The organism is Streptomyces sp. YKOK-I1 (assembly GCF_054660435.1).
The window spans coordinates 9,532,551-9,557,732 of the sequence record NZ_BAAGDR010000001.1 but is presented as its reverse complement, the minus strand read 5'-3'; the positions used below and the strand labels follow the sequence as shown (position 1 = coordinate 9,557,732).

Sequence of the window (25,182 nt, the reverse complement as noted above, 5' to 3'; positions counted from 1 at the left end):
CGTGGGTCACACCCTTTCCGGTTGCGGGAGGAAGGCCGCCGCCGACGCGGCCCGGTGCTGCTGCACCACCACGTGGGCGTTGGTGCCGCCCACCCCGAAGGCGCTGACACCGGCGGTGCGCGGCCGGTCGGCCGGTCCGGTCCAGGCGCGGCCCTCGCTCAGCAGGGACAGCCGTCCGTCCGGGGCGAGTTCGTCGATGGGCTCGGTGACGTTGGGGGTGGCGGGCAGGTGGCCGTGGTGGACGGCGAGCACCGCCTTGATGAATCCGGCGATACCGGCGGCGGTGTTGCAGTGCCCGATCGAGGCCTTCACCGAGCCGACGGCGACCGGCGGGCCCGGCTGGCCCAGGGCGTCGGCCAGGGCCGTGATCTCGATGGCGTCGCCGAGCCGGGTCCCGGTGCCGTGGGCCTCGACGAACCCGATGTCGGCGCCGCTGACCCCGGCGGCCGTCAGGGCGTCCCGGATGACCCGCGACTGGCCCTCGACCCCGGGGGCCGAGTAGCCGATGCGTGCCCTGCCGTCGTTGTTGACCGCGCTCCCCCGGATCACCGCGTACACCGGATCCCCGTCGCGCTCGGCGTCGGCGAGGCGGCGCAGCAGCACCGCTCCGGCGCCGAAGCCGCCCACGGTCCCGGAGGCGCGCCGGTCGAAGGGTCGGCACATGCCGTCGTCGGCGTAGAGGAACCCCGGACGGTAGCGGTAGCTGCCGTCGGAGGCCGGGTCGAGGGAGACCGCGCCGGCGAGGGCGTAGTCGCTGCTGCCGGTGAGCAGGCTGCGGCAGGCGAGGTGGACCGCGTACAGACCGGTGGAGCAGGCGGTGTCGAGCAGCAGGGCCTCGCCCCACAGGTCGTGCAGATAGGCGAAGCGGGAGGCGACGAAGGTGGGGTCGGCGTTGACGACGTCGTCCACCCGGGCCTCGGGGTCGGTGTCGAGGACCTTGGGGCAGCCGGCGTAGAGGCTGGTGCGGGAGGCGATGTCGGACAGCCGCAGGGAGGCGTCCTCCACGGCCGACCACAGGACCTCGTGCAGCAGCCCCTGCTGGGGGTCGCCGTGGCGCAGGTCGTCCTCGCCGAAGCCGAGGAGGTCGGCGTCGTAGCGTGCGCCCTCGGCGGCCATGCCCCAGCGCGCCACCCGCCGCTGCCCGTCGGGCAGTTCGGTGAGGAGCGGTCCGGGCCCCTCGGTGAAGCAGTCCCGTCCGGTCCGCAGGTTGTCCCAGAAGGCGGCCAGGTCGGCGGCGCCGGCGAACCGCGCGCCCATGCCGATGACGGCGATGGCGTCCTCGTCCGCCCCGCTCGGCACGGCGAAGCCGGTGCGGCGGGGGGCGGCCGGGCGTGCGCTGTCGCTTCCCTCGCCGCCGAGCAGCCGGGTCTGCGACCGGACGGTGGTGTGGCGCAGCAGATCGGCGATGGAGGGCCGGGTCCCGGTGGTGCGGCGCAGTGCCGCCTGGAGCCGGACCAGGAGGAGCGAGTGCCCGCCGACGTCGAAGAAGTTGTCGTCGGGGCCGAACTCCCGCTCGCCCAGCACCTCCCGCCATGCGGCGTGGACGGTGTCGCCGGGGCCCGGCGCGGGGGCGCCGCCGGCGCGGGGCTCGGGCCGGGCCGGCGCCGGGGTGTCCTCGGGGCCGGGCAGCCGGCGGCGGTCGATCTTGCCGTTGGGGGTGAGCGGGAGCGCGTCGAGGACGATCAGGTGGGAGGGGACGGCGTACCCGGGCAGGCTCGCCCGCAGGTGACTCAGGACCTCCGGCCGGGCGCCCGGGCGGGCGAGCACCGCGTAGCCGACGATCTCCTTCTCGTCCCGCGCGTTGCGGCGGCTGGTGACGAAGGCCGCGGTGACGTCGGGGTGGGCGCGCAGCGCGGACTCGACCTCGCCCAGCTCGACCCGCTGGCTGCGGATCTTGATCTGGTTGTCGGCCCGCCCGATGAACTCCAGCCTGCCGTCGGCGGTCCACCGCACCCGGTCGCCGGTGCGGTAGAGCCGGGCGCCCGGCTCTTCGCCGAACGGGTCGGCCCAGAACCGCTCGGCGGTGCGGGCGGGGTCGCCGAGGTAGCCGAGGGCGACGCCGCTGCCGCCGAGGACGAGTTCGCCGGGCATGTACGGCGGTGCGGGGACGAGGGTGTCCTCGAAGACGACGTGGGCGCGGGTGCCGGGGACCGGGGAGCCGATGGACAGGGTGCGGGCGGCCTCGGGCACCTCCTCGACGGGGTGCCAGGTGGAGGTGAAGGAGTTCTCGGTGGGGCCGTAGCTGTGCAGCAGGGTGCCGGGGCGGGCCCAGCGCAGCGCCTTGCGCAGATGCGGCACGGAGACCAGTTCGCCGCCGAAGTACACCCGGCGCAGGGTCTGGAGGAGGTCGGGCGCGTCCTCGATCAGGCGGTTGAGCAGCGGGGTGGTGACCAGCAGGGTCGTCACGCCCAGGTCGCGCAGGGCGGTGCGCAGGGCGGGCGGGTCGAGGACGAGTTCCTTGTCGAGGACGGCCAGCCGGGCGCCGTGCGTGAGGGCGCCCCAGATCTCGTAGGTCGCGCCGTCGAAGTTCAGCGGGGAGAGGTGGGAGACGGTGTCGTCGGGTCCGAGCGGCAGGAAGTCGGGCCGGTGCATCAGCCGCGCCACGCCGCCGTGGTGCAGCAGGACACCCTTGGGACGGCCGGTGGAACCCGAGGTGTAGAGGACGTTGAACACGCTCTCCGGCCGGATGTCGACGGCGGGCGGCGTGGCGGGCAGGGCGGCGGCCGCGCGGGCGATGTCCTGCGGGGTGCGGACGGGCGGACCGTCCGGCGCCGCTGCCGTGTCCGCGGTCTCGGCGATGAGCAGCCGGGGGCGGGCGTCGTCCAGGACCAGCCGCAGCCGGGCGTCGGGGTGGTCGGGGTCGAGCGGCAGGTAGGCGGCTCCTGCCAGGGCGACGGCCAGCATCGCGGTGATGGTGTGCGTACCGGGCCGCAGCAGCAGCGCGACGAGGTCCCCCTCCCGGACGCCGGCCTCGGAGCGGAGCCAGTGCGCGGCGCGGGCCGCGTTCTCGGTGAGGGCACGGTAGGTGAGGGTGTCCTCGCCGTGCACGACGGCGACGGCGTCGGGCGCGCGGTGGGCCTCCCGCAGGACCAGTTCGGGCACCCCGGTGCGCGGGGCGCCGTCCTCGGTGTCCGGGACCCGGGCGTCGCCTTCCGGTGATCCGGCGAGCGCGGCGAGCAGTTCCCCGCAGCGGGCGCCCGGGCGCCCGGCGGCCGACAGCAGCCGGTCGAGCTGACCGGCCATCAACGCGGCGGAGGTCTCGGTGTACAGGCCGGCGTCGTAGTCGATGCGCAGTTCCAGTCGGTCGGGGTGCTCCAGCGCGGCCAGGGCGAGGTCGTACTTGGCCGAGGCGGTGTCCAGGTGCACCACCCGTACGGTGGCGCCGGGCACTTCCCGGGTGCCGCCGGTGTGCGGCTGGTGCAGGAACACCGCGCGGTACGGCGGAGTCGTCGCCGGGGGCGGGGGGCCTTCGGTGGCGAGCGCCTCCATGGAGTCCAGGACCTGTTCGCCCAACCGCTGTGCGTACGTGGCGAACTCGTCGTCGGCGGCCATGCGGCTGCGGACCGGGAGCACCCGGGTGAACAGGCCCACCGCGTCCTCGGCGCCCGGCGCGTCACGGCCCGCGAAGGGCATGCCCAGGACACCGTCCGCCTCGCCGGACCAGGCGTGCAGCAGCAGGCTCCAGGCGGCCAGCAGCACGACAGCCGGGGAGACGGAGTGACGGACCGCGGCCTCCCGTACGGCGGTGAGGCGCGCCGGGGACAGGGTGCGCTTGACCCAGCCGGCCGTGCCCCGCAGCCGCTGCTCGGACCGGACCAGGTCGGGCAGCGGGCCGAGGGTGACGGGGTCGTCGGCGAGGAGGTCACGCCAGTGGGCGGGCGGTGTGTGCTCGGCGGGACCGGACGCCACGGCTGCCGTGGCCGCTACGCCGGCCGCGGTGCCGGTGCCGGTGCCGGTGCCGGCCGCGTGGGCACGGTAGGCGGCGAGCACGTCGTCCGCGAGGACGTCCAAGGTACGTCCGTCGGCGACGATGTGATGCACCGTCAGAACGAGCAGGGCGCCGTCGTCGTGGAGCAGTGCCTCGGCCCGCAGCAGGGGCGCGCCGGTGAGGTCCAGGGGGCGCTGCGCCGCCCGGACCGCCTCCTCCCGCGCGGCTTCGGAGCGGCACGAGCCGGATTGCCGTACGACGCTCAGGGGAAGCGGTGCCGTCGGCTCCGGGTGGAACCGGAGTTCCCCGTCGTCGGTGTCGAAGCGGCCGGCCAGCTCGGGCCGTCGGACGAGCAGGCCGGCGAGGGCCGACCGCAGGGCGCTCACGTCGAGGTCGCCGAGGAACTCCAGGGCCAGCGGTACGTTGTAGCGGCCCGACTCCGGCTCGCTGCGGTCGGCGAGCCAGATCTCCGTCTGGGCGGCCGAGACCGGCAGCCCGGCCGTGCGGCCGCTCATGCGTCGGCCGCCAGCGTCTCGGCCAGCCCGCGCACCGTGGGGTTGCGGAAGAAGGTGCGTACGGGGATCCTCCGGTCCAGTTCCGCGCCCAGGTCCCTGACCACGTGCAGGGCGCCCAGGGAGTGGCCGCCGACCTGGAAGAAGTGGTCCTCGTCGGTGAATTCGTCGTGCCCGAGCGCATCGGCCCAGGCCTGGCGCACCAGGGCGGTGAGCTCGCCGGTGCCGCGTGTCTCGGATTCGGTCGCCGTCACGGCAGTCATGTCCTTCCGTTTCTCGTCCCGGCCGTGTCCCGCGGGGGATCGGCGCTCGTCCGCTCAGGCGGGCGGGGTCTGCTCGTCGGGCACCAGCGCCCGGTAGGTGTCGTCCACGGAGTCCCACAGCCGCGGGAAGAGGCTCCGCTCGGCCATGGCACGGACGCCCGCGGTGGACTGACCGCGCAAACTCTTGGGCAGGTCGTCACGGGCGCCCCGACCGAGGGAGGGGTCGACAGCCGGGTCGACGGCACGACCATCGGATGGACCGCCGACCGGGTCGGCGGAGAGGCCGGTGCAAAGCCCACCGATGGAGCCGACGGCCGAGCCAGCGGCAGGGCTGACGCCCGGCACGGCAGCAGAGCCGAGGGCCGAGGCGGCGGCAGGGCTGGGGGCAGCAGCGGAGCCGGGAGCCGAGCCAGCAGTAGGGCTGGCGCCCGGCACGGCAGCGGAGCCGACGGCCGAGCCAGCCGCAGGGCTGGCGCCCGGCACGGCAGCAGAGCCGGGAGCCGAGCCGACGGCAGGGCTGGCGCCCGGCGCGGCAGCGGAGCCAACGGCCGGGGCGGCGGCAAGGCTGGCGCCCGGCGCGGCAGCGGAGCCAACGGCCGAGGCGGTGGTGGGGCTGGAAGTCGGCGCGGCAGTGGGGGTGGCGGGTCGGGCGGGGGCCGTTTCGGGGTGGCCGCCGAGTTGGGACCACACCAGCCGCAGATGGTGGTGCTTCCACGCGGCGACCGCCCCGTCGAGCCTGAGCAGCGCCTGCCGTACGAGGGCGAGGTCGGGGGCCCGGTCCTCGCGGGCCGGGGACGCGGCGCGGCCCTGCGCCCTGACGACGTCCCGCATGCCGATCCCCTCACGGGCGAGGGCGGCCTCCGTCTCCTGCCACAGCGCGGCGGCCGCACGGCGCAGATTGCGGGCGCCGGGCGAGTCGAGACCGGTGGTGTTCTCCGGGAACGTCTCGCGCATCCGCAGCAGGCTCTCCTGCGGGAGGAAGTCCAGCAGCACGCACAGGGCCCGGACCGCGACGTCCCCCGTCGCGGCCGCGCGCTCCAGCAGCTGGGCGGCGAGCAGGTAGTCGCGCCCGCCCAGCCCCCGGGCCGCGCGCCGCATCTCGTAGTGCATCTCGCACCACGCGTACTCGGTGATCAGATGGACCGTCTGGAACAGCCGCTGGTCCGGGTGGACCAGTTCGTCCTCGGGCAGCAGCGCCGACAGCGCGGCGGTGAGCCGGGTGTCCTCCTCGTAGTTGCTGCCCCGGTCGTACTCGTACACGAAGAGGCGGTTGCTCTCCGCGGGGTTCATGGTCCGGCGGGCCGCTCCGGGCCTGCCGGGCTGTGCTGGTCTGCTCATCGCTGTGAACGCCTCCGGGCGGGTGTGCGTGGGGGCCGGTTCAGACGAGGGCGCCGTGCCGGTCCCGGGCCGGGAACAGCCGGTTGTCGAGGACCGCCGCGAGATAGGGCACGCCCTGGGTGTATCCGGTGCCGGAACGCTCGCCGATCATCCGTACGGCCAGGCGGTAATGGGTCTGCTTCCACCGCTGGTGGACCGATTCCAGCCGGTCGGCCACCGCGCGGAGCGCCGCGTCGTCCGCGGGGTCCAGCCGGTGCGCGGAGATCAGCCCGTGCCAGGTGTCCTCGACGGTGGCCTGTCCGTCCGTCACCCAGGCGTGCACCTGCGGCACGGAGGTGTAGGCGGAGGAGGCGAGCCGGGCGCGGCTGGGTGTGGAGCACAGGGACTCGAAGGTCTTGTAGCCGGCGGACTGGATGGCGCTCGCGCCCTCGGTGAACACCCGGAACGTCTGGAAGGCCTCCGGCCGCATGGTCGCCAGCAGCGAGAACAGCGGCAGGGACTCCTTGAGGATGTCGGCGACGGCGCCGACGAGTGCGGCGGCCTCCCGGGGCCGGTCGCCGTCGAGCCGCCGTACCGCCGCGGCCAGGGCGGACGACATGAACGTGAACGTCGTCTCGAACGACTGGAGGGTGCGCAGGAACAGGTACTCGTCGTGGAGGACGTAGACCGGCTGCGCGCTGGCCGCCAGTACCCGTGCCTCCTCGGGACCGGCGGTGCGCAGGATCTCCGCCGCGAGCGGGCCGGCGGGGGTGCGGCCGGGGACCGCGGCGACGGCCGCGGGGTCGACGGCCGGGCCCGGCGGCAGCGTGCGCAGGGCGGCGGGTTCCATCACCCGTACGGCCAACCGGGCGCGCTTGGCGACCAGTTCGGGCGAGGGGGGCATCCCGAGCGGCGCGTCCGGGGTGTCCGTCGCCGACCGTCGCTCGAAGCGCAGGAGGTCGGCGAGCAGGAGCAGCAGCACCTCGTCGCGTGAGCGGAGCGCCGCGCGCCGGTCGGCCGGGGCGGGCCGGGTCAGCAGGGACAGGGCGGTGTAGCTGGCGTAGTCGTAGCGGTCGTCGTGCTTGTCGAGGACGACGTCGAGGAACCGGTGCAGGAAGGAGGGTCCGTCGGGGCCCTCGGAGGCGGGGAGCGCACCTCGTATCCCGTCCAGCAGGCGCAGGAGCGCGGGGTCGAGGAAGTGCTTGCCGACCGAGCGCAGATGGGTGAGCAGCGGGGTGTAGGGGAACTCCGCGGGAATCCCGGACACCGTCCAGGCGCGCAGTTCCTCGACGACGTCGTATGCATTCTGCACACGGGAAGGGGAATTTCGAGAGCCCATGGAAGAGGTGTCCTTTACTCGGGACGAGTCTTTCTGGACGAGATCCTCCGTCTTCCGCCACGGGCCATAAAGTCACCGATATCCGGTCACTCCGCCTCGGTCACGCGGATACGGTTCCGGGTTCGCGTGACACGTTCCCGCGAAGCGAAACAGCTCACAACACACTGCGCCGCGGCAGCTCCCGGCAGGGGGCGTCCGGCCCGTGAGCGGCGCCGTTGCCTCCCGCACTCGTGAAACGCGCCGTGAAGGCCGCCGCACCGGGGAACGCGATGGAATGGTTCGACTTCGGCGTCTACAGCTATATCGCGGTCACTCCGGGAAAGGTCTTCTTCCCTTCCGGAAATCCGACCGCCCAGCTTCTCTCCATCTTCGGCGCGTTCGCCGCGGCCTTCCTGGTACGCCCGCTCGGCGGGATGGTCTTCGGGCCGCTCGGCGACCGGGTGGGCCGAGGCGGCCTGCTCGCGATCGCGCTGGGCATGGGCGCGCTGGGCCTGCCGCTGGTCTGCTTCACCGCGGCGATGCCGGCCACGCTGCCGGCGCTGTTCCCGACGAACGTCCGCTACGGATCGCTGTCGCTCGGCTTCAACGTCTCCGTCTCCCTCTTCGGCGGCACCACCCCACTGGTGGTGACGGCTCTGATCGGCGCGACCGGAGACATGATGATGCCCGCGTACGACATGATGGCCGCGGCCGTCGTGGGCGGCGTGGCGGTCTGGTTCACCACGAAATCCGCAGGCCGCCCCCTCCCCGGTTCGGCCCCGTCCGTGGAGGCCTGAGCCGGCCCGTCGCCAGAAGCACACGGGCAGCGCGCGCAGGCCGCGGGCCCGCATCGAGGAGCGCGGTCTCGGTCTCGGTCTACAGCCTGGCGAGGGGCGCGCCGAGGCAGTAGGGGATGCCGAGGGCGAGGTGGCCGGTCGCGTCGCGGCCGAGGTCGGGGTGTCGGGTTCGCCGGCGCTGGTCCAGGCTCTGGGCGACGTGGGCGTGACCTCCCGATCGGCCTCGGCCGGCCGTGCTCCCCCGGGGGTAATTCGCTTGACCTGGTTGTGGGGTGGGGCCGCATGGTGGCGGGTGCCACGTCGGGTGGTGCGGGTGTGAGTGACGGGGAGGCAGCGGCGGCGATGGAGATCCGTTCCACGAGCGAGCAGGACCTGGGGGTCTACGTCGACACGCTCCATGCGGCGTTCGGACGCTTTCCGGAGACGCCGGACGAGGGCCGGGGCGTGTGGTGGTCGGCGGTCGAGATGGACCGCGGTGTCCTCGCGACGGCGGCGGACGGGAGGCCCGTCGGGACGGCCGGAGCGTACTCCTTCGAGCTCACCCTGCCCGGTGCGATCCCCGTCCCGGTCGGCGGGGTGAGCATGGTCGGGGTCCTGCCCTCGCATCGACGCCAGGGTGTGCTCACGGCGATGATGCGGCATCTGCTCGCCGAGCCGCGGGACCGCGGGGAGTTCCTGTCCGTGCTGCTGGCCTCCGAGGCCTCCATCTACGGCAGGTTCGGCTACGGACCGGCGACCTACACGCACCAGCTGACGGTGCCGCGCCACCGGGGCGCCTTCGCCCTGCCCCGGGCGGGCGGGACGGCCGGTCCGGACACCGGCACGATCGAGGTGCTGCGGCGTGCCGAGTGCGGCGCGATCCTGGAGGAGGTCTACGACCGCTACCGCCGCGCGCAGCCCGGCGCGCTGTCCCGGCCGCACCGCTGGTGGGACCGGGGCGCGGGGCAGCCCCCGGTCTCTCCGGCCCAGCGCTACATCGCCGTCCACCGGGACGCCGACGGTGTCCCGGACGGATACGCCAGCTATGCGATCGGCGAGTCCGACACCCTGACGGTCGACGAGACCATCGCCGGCGACGACGCGGTGTTCACGGCCCTGGCCCGGTTCGTCCTCGGACACGACCTGGTCGGCCAGGTCGTGTTCAAGCACGTCCCGCCGGGGCATCCCCTGTGCTGGCAGCTGGCGGACTTCCGCGCCGGGCAGGTGGGCGGCACGATGGACTGGCTCTGGGTACGGCTGCTGGACGTGCCCCGCGCGCTGGCCGCGCGCGGCTGGTTCACGGACGGCGAGCTCGTCCTCGACGTCGACGACCCGTTCCTCGGCGAGCACGGCCGTCATCTGCTGACCGTCCGGGACGGCAAGGCCGACTGCGTCCCGACGGACCGGGAGCCCGACCTCTCCCTGGACGTGCGGGACCTGGGCTCGGTCTACCTCGGCGGCACCACCCCGAGCACACTCGTCCGCGCCGGCCACATCCGGGCCCACCACGCCGACGCGGCCCCGCTCGCCGACGCCCTCTTCCGGGCCGAGCGTCCGCCGCACTGTCTGCACTGGTTCTGAGCAACCGCCGTACGTAATATGTCAGGGTTTGCCCCTCGCTCGGCCCACGACCTGTTCGGAGCCCTTCGCCATGCCCGGCCCCCACGCCCCGTACGTCCGCGTCCGCGGTGCCCGAGAGCACTGGTGTTCGGCACGATCTACGCCGAGGCCCAGCGCCGCTACTTCGAGTCGGTGGCGCCGTACGCGCGCCGGCTCATCCACCAGGTCGGCGCGCCGAAGGTCGCGGAGATCACCGGCTGGACCGTATCCGGCCCGGACGATCCGAGCGTGACGAGAACTCAGCCGGCCGTCAGCTGCCGCACCGGGCTGCCCGCCAGGAAGGCGGCGATGTCCTCCACGGCCTGGGTGTAGAAGGTGCGGTAGTTCCGTTCGCTGACGTATCCCAGGTGCGGTGTGGCGAGGACGGTGGGCAGGGTGCGCAGGGGGTCGTCGGCGGGGAGTGGTTCGGTGTCGAAGACGTCGAGGCCCGCTCCGGCGATCCAGCCCTCGCGCAGGGCGCGCAGGAGGGCCGTGCGGTCGACGAGGGCGGCGCGGGAGGTGTTGATGAGGTGGGCGTGGGGGCGCATGGCGCGCAGTTCGGGTTCGCCGAGCAGGCCGCGGGTGCGGTCGGACAGGACGAGGTGGAGGGACACGAAGTCGCTGCGGCTCAGCAAGTCCTCCTTGCTCGAGGCGAGTTGGGCTCCCGCTTCGGCCGCGCGCTCGGCGGTGAGGTGCTGGCTCCAGGCCAGGACCCGCATGTCGAAGGCGGTGGCGACGCGGGCGACCCGGGTGCCGATCTTGCCGAGGCCGAGCAGGCCCAGGGTCCGGCCGGAGAGGTCCTGGCCGACGGTGGACTGCCAGGGGCCGCCCTCGCGCAGGGCCCGGTTCTCGGTGGTGAGGTGCCGGGCCAGGCCGAGCAGGAGCGCCCAGGTCAGCTCCACCGGCGGGGTCGGGCTGCTCGCCGTGCCGCAGACCGTCACCCCCTGTGCCGCCGCCGCGGCGAGGTCGACGGAGGCGTTGCGCAGGCCCGTTGTCACCAGCAGACGCAGCCTGGGCAGGCGGCGCAGGAGATCGGCGCCGAACGGGGTGCGCTCCCGCATGATCACGACGATCTCGCAGTCGGCCAGCTCGGCGGCGAGTACGTCACGGTCGGCGATGTACTCGTGGAGGACACGCACATCGACCTTGCCGTCGAGGACGCTCCAGTCCGCCCGGGTGAGGGCGGCGTCCTGGTAGTCGTCGAGCACGGCGCAGCGAAGGGTCATGCGGCCATTCTGCCCGGCAGGCCGGATCACCCCGGTTGCCAGGTGGTCGTGGGCAAACGGTGGTGGGCAGACGGTTCCTCAGGTGGCCGGTGGGAGGCTCCGCAGGGCCGTACCGAGTACGGCGACGCCCTCCTCGATCTCGTGGGCGGAGCCCGCCGCGTAGCCGAGGACCAGGCCGGGCGGGCCGGGAGCGATACGGTGCCAGGACAGGGGGTGTGCCTTGACGCCCCGTTCCAGGGCGGCCGCGGCCAGGTCGACGTCGCGCGGGCCGTCCTCGTCGAAGGTGACCATGAGGTGCAGCCCGGCGGCGGCCCCGTGCACCCGCGCACCGGGCAGATGCTCCTCGACGGCCCGCAGCATCACGTCCCGGCGGCGGCGGTGGCGGCGCCGGACATGGCGCAGATGCCGTTCCAGGTCGCCCGAGTCCATCAGCCGGGCGAGGACCAGCTGGGTGAGGATGCCGTTGCCCAGGTCGGCGTACCGTTTGGCGGTCACGACCGCGTCCAGCCGGTCCGGCGGGACGAGCAGCCAGCCGACGCGGAGCGCGGGCGCGAGCAGTTTGGAGACGCTGCCCGCGTAGCAGACCCCTTCGGGCAGCAGGGAGCGCAGCGCCGGGACCGGTGGCCGGTCGTAGCGGTGCTCGGCGTCGTAGTCGTCCTCGATCACCACTCCGCCGTCGGCCGCCCAGCCCAGCAGGGCACGGCGGCGCTCGCCGTCGAGGACGACACCGGTGGGGAACTGGTGGGCCGGGGTCAGCAGCACCGCCCGGGCGCCGTCGGCGCGCAGCGCGCCCACGTCGAGGCCGCCCGCGTCCACGGGGACGGGCGCCAGGGAGTGGCCGCCGTACTCGAGCTGCTGGCGCGCCCCGAGCGACCCGGGGTCCTCGACGGCGATACGGCGGATTCCCTCCTCCCACAGGAGCCGCCCGAGCAGGCCGAGGGCCTGCGCCACTCCGGCGACCACCACGACCTCGTCCGGGTCGGCGCGGATGCCGCGGTTGCGGGCCAGCCAGCCGACGACCGCCCGGCGCAGGGCGGGGGCGCCCCGGGGGTCGCCGTAGCCGAAGTCGGCCGGGCCGACCCCCGCCAGGACGGCTCGCTCCGCCCGCAGCCAGGCGCTGCGGGGGAAGGCGGCGAGGTCGGGGACGCCCGGGGAGAGGTCGATACGGCAGGGCGTGGCGCGCAGGGCGTCGACGACGCCCTCCCGGTCTGCCGAGCGGAAGACCGCGGGCCCGGGAACGGGCAGGGACGGCACCCGGACGCGCGACACGGGTGCGGGGGCGGATCCGGTCATGCCACGGCTCGGGCCGGTCGAACCGCCGACGGGACCGAGCGCGCCGCCGGTGGGACCGGGCATGCCCCCGCCAGGGCCGGGCACGCCCCCGACGGATCCAGGCACGCCGCCGGCGGGACCGAACGCGCCGGTGGGGCCGAGCGCGCCGCCGGGGCCAGGCATGCCACCGGCAGATCCGGGCACGCCACCGGGGCCGGGCACACCGCCAGCGGGGCCGAACGCGCCGTCGGCGGGGCCGAACGCGCCAGTGGGGCCAGACACGCCCCCGACGGATCCAGGCACGCCGCCAGCGGGGCCGAACGCGCCGGTGAGGCCGAGCGCGCCCCCGCCGGGGCCGGGCACACCCCCGGCAGATCCAGGCGGGCCCTGGGCGGGGCTGCGGGGTGTGGCGGGGGCCGCCACGACCACCGTGCCGAGTCGGCCGCGGCCGACGATCTGTCCGGACTCGGCGAGCCGGCGGTAGGCCTCGGTGACCACGCCCCGGGTGACGTGCAGCTCCTCCGCGAGGACCCGGCTGGCAGGCAGCCGCGCCCCGACGGGCAGCCGGCCGTCGGCGACGGCGGACCGCAGCTGCTCCGCGAGCCAGGCGATCCGTCCGCCGGGCGGCGCCTGCCCGATGTCCAGCTGGAGAAAGTCCGAGCCGACCGCTCCGCCCACCGCCGACGCGTCCGCCGTTTTGGACCCCTTCACCGGTGACTTCTTGGACCTGTCCATGGCGTCCATTGTGCGGGCACCGTGGACGCCATGGACACACCTTCCGCACCTTCCACGCCTTCGTCCGCCTCGTTGGCCCGGCTCGTCCCCGGCATGGTCGGGATGACGCTGGTCGGCAGCAGCGTCACCGTCTCGCGCACGCTCGTGGACGCCCCGCTGTTCACCACCCAGGCCGTCCGGTACACGGCCGCGACCGCGATCCTCCTGCTCATGGCGCGGGTCGCCGGCGCCCGGCTGCTCCGGCCGCGGGGACGGGAGTGGCTGTGGCTGGCGGGGATCGCGGTGAGCGGTCTGGTGCTGTTCAACGTGGCCGTGGTGCGGGGCGTCGCCCATGCCGAGCCCGCGGTGATCGCCGTCGCGGTCGCGTGCGTACCGCTGGTCCTCGGGGTGCTGGGCCCGGTGCTGGAGCGGCGCGGGCCGAGCCGTCAGGTGCTGCTGGCGGCGCCCGTCGTGATGGCGGGCGCGGTGCTGGTGGAGGGTACGGGTCGCACCGATGCCGTCGGGGTGGCGTGGGCGGCGCTGGCGCTGGGCTGCGAGGCCGCGTTCACCCTGCTCGCCGTACCGGTGCTGCGGCGGCATTCCCCGTGGGGGGTGTCGGTGCACACGATGTGGCTGGCGGCCGTGATGCTGGCGGTGCTCGGCGCGGCGACGGAAGGGCCGTCCGCGGTCGGGGAGTTGTCCGGCGTCCAGTGGGCGGCCGTCGGCTATCTCGCGCTGATGGTGACGGCGGTCGCCTTCGTCCTGTGGTACTCGACGGTCCGCGCCGTGGGTTCCGGCCGGGCCGGACTGCTCACCGGCATCGCCCCGCTCGCCGCGGCGGTCGTCGGCACGGTCTCCGGCGGCGGCACGCCCAGCCCGTCGGTATGGCTGGGCATCGTCGTCCTGATCCTCGGCCTGGTCGGCGGCATCCGCCCCCGCCGCGTGCCCGCCGGGGAACGGCGCTGGCGCCCCACGGAATTTCCGCTGCCGCCGCGCCGCCCCGATGCGAAGGTGTGAGGGTTCACCCGTACTCGCCCGAAGGAAGAGAACCCCTGCATGGCCGTCATCCATCGCACCGTCCTCGCTCCGACCAAGCTGGAACTGCTCACCGCCTGGCTGCCCTCCCGCCCCTGGTACCGAGGGGGCGCGGGCGAACCTCGGCTGACGAAGACCGGCGGCTTCCGGCTGGACGATCCGCAGGGCGAGGTCGGGATCGAGTTCATGGTGGTCACGGACACCTCGGCCGCTGCTCCGATCGCCTACCTGCTGCCGCTCACCTATCGCGGCGCCCCGCTCGAAGGAGCGGAACACGCCCTCGTCGGCACGATGGAACACGGGGTGCTGGGACGGCGATGGGCCTACGACGGCTGCCACGACCCCGTGCTGGTAGGGCAGTTGGCGGCCCTGATCGAGGGGCGCGCGCAGGCCCAGGACCAGAACGTCAGCGACACCCCCGACCGGGAGGTCGTCGCGTCCCGCACCGGTGAGGGCCCCCTCCCCACGGACTTCACCGCCGCCGACGACGGGGAGGGCACCGCGCTCACCTCGCCGCACGGCACGACCCTGCGTCTGCACCGCGTCCTCGAGCCCGCCCCGGACGGCCCGTCCGTCGCCGCGCGGGGAGCGGTAGGCCGGATCACCGGCTGCTGGCGGCTCCCGGACGAGACCCGGGCCCGCGGCGTGTTCGCGGTCCTGCACACCGGCACCCGGGCGTGACCCTCCCTGGCCGGGCATCCGGTGGATCGCCGGGCTGGGCGTGCTGACGGCGTCGACGGGCGCCGCACGTGACACCCGCAGGGAAGTCCGACCCGTCCGCCGTCAACCGCCCGCCGGACCGGAGGCCGGCCAGGCCCCGCGGTCCAGCAGGTCCAGGACGAGTGCCGCGATGTTCCAGGCGTCGTCCTCGCCGCGGTGATGGCGCCCTTCGAGGGGCAGCCCGGCGATCCTGAGGGCCTGGCTCATGCCGGGCTTCCTGCGCAGACCGTGGGCGGTGGTGAAGACCGCCTTGGCGTTGGTGTGGCCGCGCTCGACGGGATACCCGAAGGGGTATGCCACCCGGTCGGCCAGGCTCTGGCGGGCGAACTGCCGGCGGTCGTAGTCGCCCCAGCTCGCCCAGGGCCGCTCCGCCGCCGCGTACTCCTCGACGAGGAGGCGGCACGCCTCGGCGAAGGTCATGCCGTGCGCCACGTCCGCCTGCGTCAGACCGGTCAGTTCGGTGCAGAAGGGGCTGACGGTCGACCGGGTGGGACGGACCATGATGCCGTGGCGGGACAGCCTGCGCCGGGCCCGGAGGTCGACGACCGTGAGGCCGATCTCGATGATCTCGTTCACCGAGCCCGGCGGGGGTTGTCCGTCCCAGCAGGTGGCTTCGACGTCGATGACGTTCAGGAGGGTCGGGCGGTCGTCGCGCATGGGGCGAGGCTACGAGGGGGCCGGGCCGTCCGGCATCCGTATTTCCGCCCCGACGGTGCCGCTCCGCGCGGCAGGAGGAGCCGGCCGTGCGGGGGCGGCGGTTCCGGGCAGGGCGGCGAGGGACAGGGCCGCGCAGGCGGTGAGGGCGGTGCCCCGCCAGCCGAGGGTGTCGAGCAGGGGCGCGGCGAGGGCGCTGCCGAGGGCGCCGGTGGTGAAGTACAGCACGAGGTAGACGCTGGAGAGGCTGCCGGAGCGGTGGGGGTCGAGGGCGATGACGCGGCTGGTGTTGGCGGCCTGGGCGGCGAAGCAGCCGGCGTCGAAGAGGGCGAGGCCGAGGGCGACGGCCGGCGGGGTGTCCAGGCCGGTGGCCAGGACGGCCGTTCCGGTCGCGGCGGCGAGCATGCCGAGGCCGATCACGGTGGCCGGGCCGCGGCGGTCGGCGAGGCGTCCGGTGAGCGGGAGGGCGGCGAGGCCGAGCAGTCCGGTGAGGCTGTACAGGCCGATCGCGGTCGGTTCCAGGGAGTGGGGTGGTGCGGCCAGGGCGAGCGCGAGGGCGACCCAGACGAGGTTGAAGGCGAAGTACCAGAGTCCGCCGGCGAGCACGGCGCGGCGCAGGGGCGGGAACGCGCGCAGCAGCGGAGGGAGCGCGGCGAGGGTGGCGCGGTAGCCGTGCGGGGAGTGCGGGCGCTCGCGGGGCAGGAGCGTGGCGGCGGCGAGCGCGCAGAGCAGGGCGAGGGCGGCGAACACGAGCAGCATGCGCCGCCAGCCGAGCAGGTCCGTGAGGGCGCCGCCGGCGAGCCGGCTGAGCAGGATGCCCGCCGACATCCCGGCGGCGACCGTGGCGACGCCCCGCGCGCGGCGGCCGGGCGGGGCGTGCCGGCCGGCGATGCTGCCGGCCTGGGCGGCGACACTGGCGGCCGCGCCGATGAGCAGGTAGGCGGTCAGCAGCACGGCCGGTCCGGAGGCGGTCGCGGCGACGGTGAGGGCGGCGGCCAGCGTGGTGAGGTGGGCGGCGACCAGGCGGTGGGGGGCGAGGCGGTCGGCGAGCGGGAGCAGGAGGGCGAAGCCGGTCATGCAGCCGGCGAGCGCGGCGGTCGGGACGAGGCCGATCACGGAGGCGGGGACGTCCAGGTCGGCGGCGACCGTGGAGAGGGCGGGCTGGAGGGCGTAGTTGTTGGCGAGGGCCGTACCGGCGGTGGTGGCGAGGAGGAGGGTGCCGCCCGGGGGCAGGGGGCGGGTCATGGCCGGGTGCCGCGGGTGAGGACGACGGCGTAGCGGCACTCGGTGTCGGTGGTGTTGGCGAAGGCGCGCTCGCTGGGCTCGCCGAGTTCGATGGTGTCGCCGGCGTCGAGCTCATGGACGGTGTCGCCGTCGTGGAAGGTCAGATGTCCGTCGAGGACCCACACGATCTGCCGTACGAAGGCGAAGGCGGCGGCCGGATACGGCACATGGGCGCCGGCGGGCAGCCGGATCTCGGCGACCTCGGCGGGGAAGTGCGGGCCGGTGATCTGGCGCCTCCGGTAGCCGGTGCCGGGGTCCCGCCACTCGGGTGCCTCGGCGCCCCGGCGTACGCCCGCCCCCACTCCCTCTCCCGTGTCCTCCTGCGCGGCTTCGGCGAGGGCGAGCAGGGAGGCGACGCTGAGCTGGAACGCGGCCGACAGCTTGCCGAGGACGACGGCGGTGGGGCTGCTCTCGCCGCGCTCGATCCTGCTGATCATGGCCTGGGAGACACCGGAGGCGTCGGCGAGCCGGGCCAGGGTCCAGCCGCGGCGTTCCCGTTCGGTGCGGACGCGGGTGGCGATCTGCCGCACCAGGGGATCTACTATGTTGGACATGAATCCAATATACGAGAGAAGCATGGACGAGAGAAACGCGACGGCGGTGACCGTCCGGCGGGCCCGGCCGGGCGACGCCGAGGCGGTCCGCGCGATCCGCAACCACGCGGTCGAGACGTCGACGGCGCTGTGGACGGACACCCCGCAGTCCCCCGCCGAGGGGGTCGCCTGGCTGGCCGCCCATCGGGAGCGCGGCTCGGCGTTCGTGGCCGAGGTGGACGGCGAGGTCGCCGGGTACGCCGTCTACGGGCCGTGGCGGGAGCTCGACGGCTACCGCGAGACCGTCGAGGACTCGGTCTACGTCCGCGAGGGCCGGCACGGACTCGGCATCGGTTCGGCGCTGCTCGACGCGCTGGTCGCCGCGGCGCGCGAGGCCGGCCATCACGTCATGATCGCCGCCATCGAGACGGGGAACACCGCGTCCGTCCGGCTGCACGAGCGGTTCGGCTTCCAGGACGCCGGCACCCTGCGGGAGGTCGGCCTCAAGTTCGGCCGCCGGCTCGATCTGACGCTCATGCGGCTGACGCTGAGCTGAACCGCTCGGAACCGCGCGACGGATCAGCGGTGTTCGGGGTTGTCCGCGCCCGGACGGCAGCCCGCGTCCCACTCCGAGCGCTGGTTGCCGTGGGCGGGAACACCCCCGGAGCGTTTGAGCAGGGCGGCGAGGTGCATGAGGTTCCAGGTCATGAAGGAGGTGTTGCGGTTGGTGAAGTCGTTCTCCGGGCCGCCCGAGCCCGGGTCGAGGTACGACGGACCGGGACCGGCCGCACCGATCCAGCCGGCGTCCGCCTGCGGGGGGATCGTGTAGCCGAGGTGCTGGAGGCTGTAGAGGACGTTCATCGCGCAGTGCTTCACGCCGTCCTCGTTGCCCGTGATCAGACATCCGCCGACCCGGCCGTAGTAGGCGTACTGCCCCTGGGAGTTGAGCAGGGAGGAGCAGGCGTAGAGTCGCTCGATCACCCGCTTGGTGACCGAGCTGTTGTCGCCCAGCCAGATCGGACCGCAGATCACGAGGATGTCGGCGGCCATCACCTTCTCGTACAGCGCCGGCCAGACGTCGGTGGCGGCGCCGTGTTCGGTCATGTCCGGGTAGACGCCCGTCGCGATGTCGTGGTCCACGGCCCGTACCAGGTCCGTGGTCACGCCCGCGGCGTCCATGACGGCCCGGCTCCTGTCGATCAGGCCCTGGGTGTGACTGCGCTGCGGGGACGGCTTGAGGGTGCAGTTGACGTAGAGGGCGGTCAGGTCGTCGTAACGGTACGAGGGCGTGGAAGGGGATGCGTCCATGGTGGGCAGCGTCTCGCGCCACGCCCGCTTTGTCCCGGTCCGACGCGCCGCCGCGCGTCTTACGGAGTGGTGACGTACCCGGCGGGTCACGGCCCCGCGCGGGCGGGCGGTCCTAGCGTGGCCGTATGCGAGTACTGGTCACCGGCGGTGCCGGGTTCATCGGGTCCCATGTCGTCGACGCGCTGCGGGAGCGGGGGCACGAGCCGGTGGTGTTCGACGTCCGGCGGGACCCCGGTGCCGACGTCCGCGCACCCGCCGCCGTGGCCCGGGCCCTCGCCGGGGTCGACGCGGTGTGCCATCAGGCGGCGATGGTCGGGCTCGGCGACGGGGTCGCCGACGCGGCGGAGTACGTCTCGCGCAACGACCTGGGCACGGCCGTGCTGCTCGCCGCCATGGCCGAGGCCGGGGTGCGGAACCTCGTCCTGGCGGGGTCGATGGTGGTGTACGGCGAGGGGCGGTACGAGTGCCGCGGCCACGGGCTCGTACGGCCGGGGCCACGGGCGGTCGCCGACCTCGACGCCGCCCGGTTCGAGCCCGCCTGCCCGCTGTGCGGGGACGCCCTCTCCCCCGGCCTGGTCGGCGAGGACGCCCCGGCCGATCCGCGCAACGTGTACGCCGCGACCAAGCTCGCTCAGGAGCACCTGGCCGCCGCCTGGGCCCGGTCGACGGGCGGGTCTGCGGTGTCGCTGCGCTACCACAACGTGTACGGACCCCGGATGCCCCGCGACACCCCGTACGCCGGTGTGGCCTCCTTCTTCCGCTCCGCGCTCGCCCGGGGCGAGGCCCCCCGGGTCTTCGAGGACGGGCGGCAGCGGCGCGACTTCGTCCATGTGCGTGACGTCGCGGCGGCCAACGCCGTCGCGCTGGAGGCCGGGTCCGCACCCGGGGCGTTGACCGCGTACAACACCGGCAGCGGCGAGCCGCACACCGTCGGGGAGATGGCCCGGGCGCTGGCCGCCGCGTGCGGTGGGCCCGACCCGGTCGTCACCGGCGAGTACCGGCTCGGGGACGTACGGCACATCACCGCGGACTCCTCACGGCTGCGGGCCGAGCTGGGATGGAAGCCGGAGGTCGCCTTCGAGGACGGCATGGCGGAGTTCGCGCGGGCCGGGACGCGGGAGGCATGAGGGCCGGTGGTGCTGCCCGCGTTCATGGAGCTGCGGCGGGCAGCACCACCTCGAAGCGGCAGCCCCCGGGGATGTTGCACACCGTGGCCCGGCCCTGGTGCGCCTCCACGATCCCCCGGACGATGGCGAGGCCCAGGCCCGCCCCGGCCGGGGGCGTCCGGGCGTGCGTGCCGCGCCAGCCGGTGTCGAAGACGCGGGGCAGGTCCGCCTCGGGGATGCCGCCGCAGCCGTCCGTCACCGACAGCACCACGCCGCCCGGGGCACGCTCCGCGGCGACCGCGACCGTGCCGTCGGCCGGGGTCCGGCGGATCGCGTTGACCAGCAGGTTGCCCAGCACCCGGCTCATCTCCTTGCCGTCCACCTCCACCGGCACCGGCTCGATACGGCCTCCGACCAGCCGTACGCCGTGCTCCCGGGCCAGCGGGTCCGCTCCCGCGAGCGCGTCGCCGACGAGGTCGTACGACGACATACGGGTGGGCGCGAGCGGCAGGGTTCCCGCGTGGATCCGGGAGAGCTCGAAGAGATCGCCGACCATGCCGTCGAGGCGTTCGACCTCGGTGCGCATCTGCCGGAGGTAGCGGTCGGGATCGGCGGCGACACCGTCCTCCAGGGCCTCCGCCATGGCGCGCAGACCGGCCAGCGGGGTGCGCAGGTCGTGCGAGATCCAGGCGACGAGTTCACGCCGCGAGGTCTCCAGCGCCCGTTCCCGCTCCCGGGATTCGGCGAGCCGCGCACTGGTGGCCGCCAACTCGCGGCTGAGACCGTCCAGTTCGGCGGTCGTGGGGCCGACGGGCGGGGCGAAGTCCCCGCCGTCGCCGAACGAGCGTGCCGCCACGGCGAGTTCGCGGCTGCGGGCGACGACCCAGCGTCCGAGCAGCAGCGCCGTGGCCAGGGAGACCACGGCCGCCATGGCGACGACCGTGGTCACCACGGTCAGGTCGTGCGCGGAGAGGAACATCGCCCAGGCGACGGCGAGCGTGCCCGCGAGCATCGCGACGACCCCGACCGCCGCGACCACGGCGAGCGAGGCGGTCAGCGAACGGCGGCGGATCGGCCGCAGCACGGCGGCTCCGGCGAGGCCGGTGACGGCGGCGCCCGCGAAGGCGTAGAGGGCGATCAGGACGGTGTCCCCCATGGTCACTCACCGCCCGTTGCGAAGCGGTAGCCCACGCCCCACACGGTCTGGATCAGGCGGGGCCGGGCCGGGTCGTCCTCGATCTTGCCGCGCAGTCTGCGGACGTGGACGGTGACGGTGGACAGGTCGCCGAAGTCCCAGCCCCACACCTCACGCATCAGGTCCTCCCGGCTGAAGGCCCGCCCGGGGTGCCGCAGAAGGAACGAGAGCAGATCGAACTCGCGGAGCGTCAGGGAGAGTTCGGTGCCGTCACGGGTGGCACGGCGTGCGGCGGGATCGACGGCGAGGCCGGCCGCGCGCAGGGGACGGGTGCCCGCGCCGGGACGGGAGCGGCGCAGGACGGACTCGACCCGCAGGACCAGTTCCCGGGGGCTGAACGGCTTGGTGACGTAGTCGTCGGCGCCGACCTCCAGGCCGAGGATGCGGTCCTCCTCGTCGCCGCGCGCCGTGAGCATGATGACCGGCACGGGTCCGTGGCCGCGCATGCGGCGGCACACCTCCAGGCCGTCCATGCCGGGCAGCATCAGGTCGAGGACCACGAGGTCGGGCCGGTGCGCGGCGGCCGCGGTGAGGGCCGTCGGGCCGTCGTCGGCACGGTCGACGACGTAACCGGCCCGGTCCAGGTAGCCGGCGACGATCTCCGCGACCGTCGGGTCGTCGTCGACGACCAGGACCCGGGCGGAGCCTGCGGTGCTGTCTGGCTGCTGCATGCCTCCAGCCTCCCACCGCCCCCGCGCCCGGGCGGACCGCGAGGGCCCGTGGGGCCGCGCCGTCCGCGTTTCGTAAGGACCCGAAGACCGATATGCGGCATTCGCGTTCGTAGGGTGAAAGCCGTGACCCTTTCCCCACCTCCCGACGTCGACGTCGTGCTGCCCTGCCTCGACGAGGCCCAGGCACTGCCCTGGGTCCTCGCACGCATCCCCGCCGGCTGGCGGGCCCTCGTGGTCGACAACGGCTCCGCCGACGGCTCCGCGGACATCGCCCGCGCCCTCGGCGCGACCGTCGTGCACGAGCCGCGCCGCGGCTTCGGCGCGGCCTGCCACGCCGGGCTGAGCGCCGCCCGCGCCCCCGTCGTGTGCTTCTGCGACTGCGACGCCTCCCTGGATCCCGGGCTGCTCGTGCCCTTCGTCGAGGAGATCCGCGCGGGCGACGCCGACCTGGTGCTCGGACGGCGCCGGCCGCACGGCCGTACCGCCTGGCCCGCGCACGCCCGTGCGGGCAATCTGGCGCTGGCCCGGCTGCTGCGCCGCCGCACCGGTCTGCGGCTGCACGACCTCGGTCCGCTGCGGGCGGCCCGCCGGGAGCCGCTGCTCGCCCTCGGCCTGACCGACCGGCGCAGCGGGTATCCGCTCCAGATGGTGGTGCGGGCCTCCGACGCGGGCTGGCGCATCAGCGAGCACGATGTGCCGTATCTGCCCCGCACCGGCGCCTCCAAGGTGACGGGCACCTGGCGGGGCACCTGGCAGGCCGTACGGGACATGAGCCGCGTTCTCCAGGAAGCACCCATGGGTGAGGGGGGCGCACGGTGACCACCCTGCTCGTCATCGCCAAGGAACCCCGGGCCGGGCGGGTGAAGACCCGGCTGACCCCGCCGTTCACGCCCGAGGAGGCGGCGCAGCTGGCGGAGGCGGCGCTGGCCGACACCCTGCGCGCCGTGGCCGCGGCGCCCGTGTCGCGACGGGTCCTGGTCCTCGACGGCGCCCCCGGTGCCTGGCTGCCGTCCGGCTTCGACGTCGTCCCGCAGTGCCCGGGCGGTCTCGACGAGCGGCTGGCGGAGGCGTTCGCGCGCTGCGCGGGCCCGGCGCTGCTCATCGGCATGGACACCCCGCAGGTGACCCCGGAACTGCTCACCGTGGACTTCGCGGACGGTGACGCCTGCTTCGGGCTGGCCGAGGACGGCGGCTTCTGGGCGCTGGGGCTCGCCGAGCCCGATCCCCGCCTGCTGCGGGGTGTGCCCATGTCGACGCCGGTGACCGGGGCCGTGCAACGGGAGCGGCTCGTCGCGGCCGGACTGCGGGTGCGCGATCTGCCGTGTCTGCGGGACGTCGACACCGCCGCCGACGCCCACGCGGTCGCCGCTCTGGCCCCGCACGGACGGTTCGCACGGCGACTGGCCCGTCTGGCGCCGGCCGCGAGCCGCCGATGAGCACCACCGTGCCCCCATGGTCCGCCGCCGACCCCTACGACGCCGCGCTGCACGCCGGGCGCGGCCCGTTGTTCCTGCGCCGCGCCGACGGCCGGCTGCTGCCGCTGGACGTCGAACGCTGGTGCGGGCGGGCCGACGCGGTCGACCGCGACGTACTGGACCGGTGCGAGGGCTCCGTGCTGGACGTCGGCTGCGGACCGGGACGGCTGGTCGCCGAGCTCGCCGCCCGGGGGCGGACCGTCCTCGGCGTCGACGTCAGCCGGGCCGCCGTCGAACGCACCGCCCGTCTCGGCGGCCCGGCGCTGCGCCGCTCGGTCTTCGATCCGCTGCCGGCGGAGGGCCGGTGGAACACGGTCCTGCTGATGGACGGCAACGTGGGCATCGGCGGCGATCCGCCCGCGCTCCTCGCGCGGGTGGCCGCCCTGCTCGCGCCCGGCGGGCTGCTGATCGCCGAGACCGCGCCGGTGGACGTCGACGAACGCGTGCGGGTCCGTCTCGCCGACGCCCGCGCCGCCGTGGGCGCTCCCTTCCTCTGGGCACGGCTCGGCACCCCGGCCCTGCTGCGGTGCGCGCGGGGCTGGGTGCCGGCGGATCAGTGGTCGGCCGGGGGGCGCCGCTTCCTCGCCCTGCGCAGCCGCAGCGCCAGCAGCAGGGCCGAGCCGGCGAAGAGGGCGGCGGTGATCAGCAGCCAGCGGGCGAGGAAGCCGTCCGGCGACAGTCCGGTGGCCGACCGGTAGCGCCGGTCCACCCGGCCGGCGATCAGCGGGAACCACACGAGGAGCAGCAGACCGGAGAGGGCGGCCGGGACCCGGACGTACATCGTCCGCGCCCCGAGCCGTCCCGCGACCGCCCGGTCCGCCGCCGCGTACAGCGGGAGCAGGACGAGATCGTGCAGCAGCGCGGCACCCACGATCCACAGGGCCACACCGAACCAGTCGTCCTCGAAGAGTCGTACGCCGGCATAGGCGGCGAGCGCGAACGAGCAGACCAGCAGCAGGAGGTGCAGGGGACTTCCGACAGGGATCCGCGGCAGGCGCATCACAGGTCTCCGAACGTCAGCCGGGCCACCCATTTGGTGTTCAGGACACCGGGCGCGGCGGGCACGATGATCCGCGCCGGATGGCCGTGGTCGGGGGACAGGTCCTCGCCGTTGACGTACAGGGCGAGCAGGGAGCGCGGGTCGCCGACCTGGTCGGCGCTCAGGGCGGCGCGGCGGAAGGCGCCGTGCCGCTGGAGGGACTCGACGAGCAGGTCCGGGGGGTCGTCCTCGTAGCCGACGAGTGCGGCGAGGTCGCGCAGCCGCACTCCGCGCCACCACTGGTCGGACGTCGACCAGCCTTCGACACAGGCGATGGGCAGCGCCGAGCTGTGCAACGGGAGTCCGGCGAGCCGGGCCCGGCTGAGGCGGACCGTGCCGGCGCGTCCGACGACGACGAGCCGCCAGGCGTCCTCGGTCGTCTCCGCCGGGTCGATCCCGGCGTACGCGGCGGTCTTGTTGATCTGGAAGCCGTTCGGGCCGGAGCCGGGGTCGGCCCCGCCGTGCGGCGCGAGGAGGGCGGTGCGGCGCAGCCCGTCGAAGCTCTGCCCGACCGTCGTCAGGAACAGCAGCAGTGAGCCGCCCCCGACGAACCACAGGGCACCCCGCCGGGAGACCGTCGGCTCGGCGGGGTCCGGGGACACCAGGTCGTCCTGCTCCTCCTGCTTCCCCTCCCGCGGGCGCCGCAGACTGCGCAGCGCCCTGGGCGTCTTCAGCAGCGCGTGGGCCACGAAGGCGGCGAAGAACACCCACGCGCCGTAGAAGTGCAGCGGATAGAAGGAGCCCGGGAAGACATAGTCGAGCTGGACGTTCAGGACTCCCGTCACGAACTCGAAGGGCCCCCCGCCGACCAGCAGCAGCAGGGAGATCCGCTCCAGGGCGTGGGTGAGCGAACGGGCCGGCGGCAGCGCGAACAGCCTCGGTACCACCGACCACAGCTTGGCCAGCAGGACGGGGATCAGGGTGATGCCGAGGGTGACGTGGACCCCCTGGGTGAGCCGGTACAGCCAGGGCGGCCCGGTCGGCCAGTCGAAGAGGTAGAAGCCGAGGATCCCCTTGTCCGGGGTCTTGTCGTTCACCGGCGACAGGTCCGGGTTGTACGCGGCATAGGAGAGCAGGCCCGTCACGAAGAGCACGGTGACGCCGACGAGCAGGACGAGGCCCAGCACGGACGTGAACCAGGTCCCGCGCAGGGGACTGCGCCAGAAACGGGGGGAGAAAGGGGAGAAGGGGGAGGAAGGGAGCGGTGGATCGTCTTGCATGAGCCGACCGTAGGCCC

The 25,182-nt window shown here is 74.6% G+C and carries 23 protein-coding genes and 1 pseudogene; 10 read left to right on the top strand and 14 right to left on the bottom strand.

Annotated elements, in window-relative coordinates; all coding sequences use genetic code 11:
- Positions 1-6: 6 nt before the first annotated feature.
- The 4 genes from ACYQ8Q_RS42520 to ACYQ8Q_RS42505 form a co-directional block, all read right to left on the bottom strand.
- Positions 7-4,443, bottom strand: a complete 4,437-nt coding sequence (locus ACYQ8Q_RS42520) for an amino acid adenylation domain-containing protein (RefSeq protein ID WP_460072491.1) — start codon at positions 4,441-4,443, stop codon at positions 7-9.
- Positions 4,440-4,694: a phosphopantetheine-binding protein gene (locus ACYQ8Q_RS42515; RefSeq protein ID WP_460072489.1), complete on the bottom strand. Its 255-nt coding sequence runs from the start codon at positions 4,692-4,694 to the stop codon at positions 4,440-4,442. Before ACYQ8Q_RS42515 ends, ACYQ8Q_RS42520 begins: the two co-directional genes overlap by 4 nt.
- A 63-nt stretch (positions 4,695-4,757) precedes the next feature.
- Positions 4,758-6,041, bottom strand: a complete 1,284-nt coding sequence (locus tag ACYQ8Q_RS42510; RefSeq protein ID WP_460072488.1) for a hypothetical protein — start codon at positions 6,039-6,041, stop codon at positions 4,758-4,760.
- A 40-nt stretch (positions 6,042-6,081) separates the two neighbouring features.
- Positions 6,082-7,332, bottom strand: coding sequence for a tryptophan 2,3-dioxygenase (locus tag ACYQ8Q_RS42505; RefSeq protein ID WP_460072486.1), 1,251 nt, complete (start codon positions 7,330-7,332; stop codon positions 6,082-6,084).
- A gap of 242 nt (positions 7,333-7,574) precedes the next feature.
- Between ACYQ8Q_RS42505 and ACYQ8Q_RS42500 the strand changes: the two genes are divergently transcribed.
- The 3 genes from ACYQ8Q_RS42500 (at position 7,575) to ACYQ8Q_RS42490 (ending at position 10,046) form a co-directional block, all read left to right on the top strand.
- The gene (locus ACYQ8Q_RS42500) at positions 7,575-8,135 is read left to right on the top strand and encodes an MFS transporter (protein WP_460072485.1); all 561 of its coding nucleotides are present in this window, start codon (positions 7,575-7,577) and stop codon (positions 8,133-8,135) included.
- A 342-nt stretch (positions 8,136-8,477) separates the two neighbouring features.
- The gene (locus ACYQ8Q_RS42495) at positions 8,478-9,695 is read left to right on the top strand and encodes a GNAT family N-acetyltransferase (protein ID WP_460073732.1); all 1,218 of its coding nucleotides are present in this window, start codon (positions 8,478-8,480) and stop codon (positions 9,693-9,695) included.
- 123 nt (positions 9,696-9,818) lie between these two features.
- Positions 9,819-10,046, top strand: a complete 228-nt coding sequence (locus ACYQ8Q_RS42490) for a hypothetical protein (RefSeq protein WP_460073783.1) — start codon at positions 9,819-9,821, stop codon at positions 10,044-10,046.
- Here ACYQ8Q_RS42490 and ACYQ8Q_RS42485 read toward each other — a convergent pair.
- From ACYQ8Q_RS42485 to ACYQ8Q_RS42475, 3 genes and pseudogenes are all read right to left on the bottom strand, one after another.
- Positions 9,974-10,939, bottom strand: a complete 966-nt coding sequence (locus ACYQ8Q_RS42485; RefSeq protein WP_460072483.1) for a D-2-hydroxyacid dehydrogenase family protein — start codon at positions 10,937-10,939, stop codon at positions 9,974-9,976. The two genes, ACYQ8Q_RS42490 and ACYQ8Q_RS42485, sit on opposite strands and share 73 nt — an antisense overlap.
- Before the next feature lie 78 nt (positions 10,940-11,017).
- Complete coding sequence (locus tag ACYQ8Q_RS42480; protein WP_460073730.1) at positions 11,018-12,394, bottom strand: aminotransferase-like domain-containing protein; 1,377 nt, start codon at positions 12,392-12,394, stop codon at positions 11,018-11,020.
- Positions 12,395-12,646: 252 nt separating this feature from the next.
- A pseudogene (locus ACYQ8Q_RS42475) lies at positions 12,647-12,946 on the bottom strand (GntR family transcriptional regulator); the annotation flags it as partial.
- Between the two features lie 30 nt (positions 12,947-12,976).
- Here ACYQ8Q_RS42475 and ACYQ8Q_RS42470 point away from each other — a divergent pair.
- Entirely contained in the window at positions 12,977-13,942 is a 966-nt protein-coding gene (locus tag ACYQ8Q_RS42470) for a DMT family transporter (protein ID WP_460072481.1), read from the top strand.
- A 39-nt stretch (positions 13,943-13,981) separates the two neighbouring features.
- Positions 13,982-14,641, top strand: coding sequence for a maltokinase N-terminal cap-like domain-containing protein (locus ACYQ8Q_RS42465; RefSeq protein WP_460072479.1), 660 nt, complete (start codon positions 13,982-13,984; stop codon positions 14,639-14,641).
- Positions 14,642-14,743: 102 nt separating this feature from the next.
- On the opposite strand, the gene ACYQ8Q_RS42460 is transcribed toward ACYQ8Q_RS42465, so the two are convergent.
- From ACYQ8Q_RS42460 to ACYQ8Q_RS42450, 3 genes are read right to left on the bottom strand one after another with little or no spacing between them, the layout of a single operon-like run.
- Entirely contained in the window at positions 14,744-15,337 is a 594-nt protein-coding gene (locus ACYQ8Q_RS42460; protein ID WP_460072477.1) for a 3'-5' exonuclease, read from the bottom strand.
- Between the two features lie 9 nt (positions 15,338-15,346).
- On the bottom strand, positions 15,347-16,579 hold the full coding sequence (locus tag ACYQ8Q_RS42455; RefSeq protein ID WP_460072475.1) for an MFS transporter: 1,233 nt from the start codon (positions 16,577-16,579) through the stop codon (positions 15,347-15,349).
- Complete coding sequence (locus tag ACYQ8Q_RS42450; protein WP_460072474.1) at positions 16,576-17,172, bottom strand: helix-turn-helix domain-containing protein; 597 nt, start codon at positions 17,170-17,172, stop codon at positions 16,576-16,578. Before ACYQ8Q_RS42450 ends, ACYQ8Q_RS42455 begins: the two co-directional genes overlap by 4 nt.
- A 22-nt stretch (positions 17,173-17,194) precedes the next feature.
- Between ACYQ8Q_RS42450 and ACYQ8Q_RS42445 the strand changes: the two genes are divergently transcribed.
- Entirely contained in the window at positions 17,195-17,707 is a 513-nt protein-coding gene (locus ACYQ8Q_RS42445) for an N-acetyltransferase family protein (RefSeq protein WP_460072473.1), read from the top strand.
- A 23-nt stretch (positions 17,708-17,730) separates the two neighbouring features.
- Here the strand turns inward: ACYQ8Q_RS42445 and ACYQ8Q_RS42440 are convergent, their stop codons facing one another.
- Entirely contained in the window at positions 17,731-18,459 is a 729-nt protein-coding gene (locus ACYQ8Q_RS42440) for a flavodoxin family protein (protein WP_460072472.1), read from the bottom strand.
- Between the two features lie 125 nt (positions 18,460-18,584).
- Between ACYQ8Q_RS42440 and ACYQ8Q_RS42435 the strand changes: the two genes are divergently transcribed.
- The gene (locus ACYQ8Q_RS42435) at positions 18,585-19,586 is read left to right on the top strand and encodes an NAD-dependent epimerase/dehydratase family protein (RefSeq protein ID WP_460072471.1); all 1,002 of its coding nucleotides are present in this window, start codon (positions 18,585-18,587) and stop codon (positions 19,584-19,586) included.
- A gap of 22 nt (positions 19,587-19,608) precedes the next feature.
- Here ACYQ8Q_RS42435 and ACYQ8Q_RS42430 read toward each other — a convergent pair whose 3' ends face one another.
- Both ACYQ8Q_RS42430 and ACYQ8Q_RS42425 read right to left on the bottom strand, forming a co-directional pair.
- Positions 19,609-20,721 carry a sensor histidine kinase gene (locus ACYQ8Q_RS42430; protein ID WP_460072469.1) on the bottom strand — a complete coding sequence of 371 codons (1,113 nt, stop codon included), beginning with the start codon at positions 20,719-20,721 and terminating at the stop codon, positions 19,609-19,611.
- Positions 20,722-20,723: 2 nt separating this feature from the next.
- Positions 20,724-21,431: a response regulator transcription factor gene (locus ACYQ8Q_RS42425; protein ID WP_460072467.1), complete on the bottom strand. Its 708-nt coding sequence runs from the start codon at positions 21,429-21,431 to the stop codon at positions 20,724-20,726.
- A gap of 114 nt (positions 21,432-21,545) precedes the next feature.
- On the opposite strand from ACYQ8Q_RS42425, the gene ACYQ8Q_RS42420 reads away from it, so the two are divergent.
- From ACYQ8Q_RS42420 to ACYQ8Q_RS42410, 3 genes are read left to right on the top strand one after another with little or no spacing between them, the layout of a single operon-like run.
- Positions 21,546-22,250: a glycosyltransferase family 2 protein gene (locus tag ACYQ8Q_RS42420; RefSeq protein WP_460072465.1), complete on the top strand. Its 705-nt coding sequence runs from the start codon at positions 21,546-21,548 to the stop codon at positions 22,248-22,250.
- Positions 22,247-22,867: a TIGR04282 family arsenosugar biosynthesis glycosyltransferase gene (locus ACYQ8Q_RS42415; RefSeq protein ID WP_460072463.1), complete on the top strand. Its 621-nt coding sequence runs from the start codon at positions 22,247-22,249 to the stop codon at positions 22,865-22,867. The genes ACYQ8Q_RS42420 and ACYQ8Q_RS42415 overlap by 4 nt, the downstream gene beginning before the upstream one ends.
- A complete protein-coding gene (locus ACYQ8Q_RS42410; protein WP_460072462.1) occupies positions 22,864-23,604 on the top strand; it encodes a methyltransferase domain-containing protein in 741 nt (246 codons plus the stop codon). Before ACYQ8Q_RS42415 ends, ACYQ8Q_RS42410 begins: the two co-directional genes overlap by 4 nt.
- Positions 23,605-23,905: 301 nt before the next feature.
- Here ACYQ8Q_RS42410 and ACYQ8Q_RS42405 read toward each other — a convergent pair whose 3' ends face one another.
- Entirely contained in the window at positions 23,906-25,165 is a 1,260-nt protein-coding gene (locus ACYQ8Q_RS42405; RefSeq protein WP_460072460.1) for a molybdopterin-dependent oxidoreductase, read from the bottom strand.
- Positions 25,166-25,182: the final 17 nt, after the last annotated feature.

Coding starts and splice junctions, on each gene's coding strand:
- ACYQ8Q_RS42520 (WP_460072491.1), bottom strand. CDS start 4,443: ATGAGCGGCCGCACGGCCGGGCTGCCGGTCTCGGCCGCCCAGACGGAG.
- ACYQ8Q_RS42510 (WP_460072488.1), bottom strand. CDS start 6,041: ATGAGCAGACCAGCACAGCCCGGCAGGCCCGGAGCGGCCCGCCGGACC.
- ACYQ8Q_RS42495 (WP_460073732.1), top strand. CDS start 8,478: ATGGAGATCCGTTCCACGAGCGAGCAGGACCTGGGGGTCTACGTCGAC.
- ACYQ8Q_RS42485 (WP_460072483.1), bottom strand. CDS start 10,939: ATGACCCTTCGCTGCGCCGTGCTCGACGACTACCAGGACGCCGCCCTC.
- ACYQ8Q_RS42480 (WP_460073730.1), bottom strand. CDS start 12,394: ATGCCTGGCCCCGGCGGCGCGCTCGGCCCCACCGGCGCGTTCGGTCCC.
- ACYQ8Q_RS42470 (WP_460072481.1), top strand. CDS start 12,977: ATGGACACACCTTCCGCACCTTCCACGCCTTCGTCCGCCTCGTTGGCC.
- ACYQ8Q_RS42465 (WP_460072479.1), top strand. CDS start 13,982: ATGGCCGTCATCCATCGCACCGTCCTCGCTCCGACCAAGCTGGAACTG.
- ACYQ8Q_RS42460 (WP_460072477.1), bottom strand. CDS start 15,337: ATGCGCGACGACCGCCCGACCCTCCTGAACGTCATCGACGTCGAAGCC.
- ACYQ8Q_RS42455 (WP_460072475.1), bottom strand. CDS start 16,579: ATGACCCGCCCCCTGCCCCCGGGCGGCACCCTCCTCCTCGCCACCACC.
- ACYQ8Q_RS42450 (WP_460072474.1), bottom strand. CDS start 17,172: ATGTCCAACATAGTAGATCCCCTGGTGCGGCAGATCGCCACCCGCGTC.
- ACYQ8Q_RS42445 (WP_460072473.1), top strand. CDS start 17,195: ATGGACGAGAGAAACGCGACGGCGGTGACCGTCCGGCGGGCCCGGCCG.
- ACYQ8Q_RS42440 (WP_460072472.1), bottom strand. CDS start 18,459: ATGGACGCATCCCCTTCCACGCCCTCGTACCGTTACGACGACCTGACC.
- ACYQ8Q_RS42435 (WP_460072471.1), top strand. CDS start 18,585: ATGCGAGTACTGGTCACCGGCGGTGCCGGGTTCATCGGGTCCCATGTC.
- ACYQ8Q_RS42430 (WP_460072469.1), bottom strand. CDS start 20,721: ATGGGGGACACCGTCCTGATCGCCCTCTACGCCTTCGCGGGCGCCGCC.
- ACYQ8Q_RS42425 (WP_460072467.1), bottom strand. CDS start 21,431: ATGCAGCAGCCAGACAGCACCGCAGGCTCCGCCCGGGTCCTGGTCGTC.
- ACYQ8Q_RS42410 (WP_460072462.1), top strand. CDS start 22,864: ATGAGCACCACCGTGCCCCCATGGTCCGCCGCCGACCCCTACGACGCC.
- ACYQ8Q_RS42405 (WP_460072460.1), bottom strand. CDS start 25,165: ATGCAAGACGATCCACCGCTCCCTTCCTCCCCCTTCTCCCCTTTCTCC.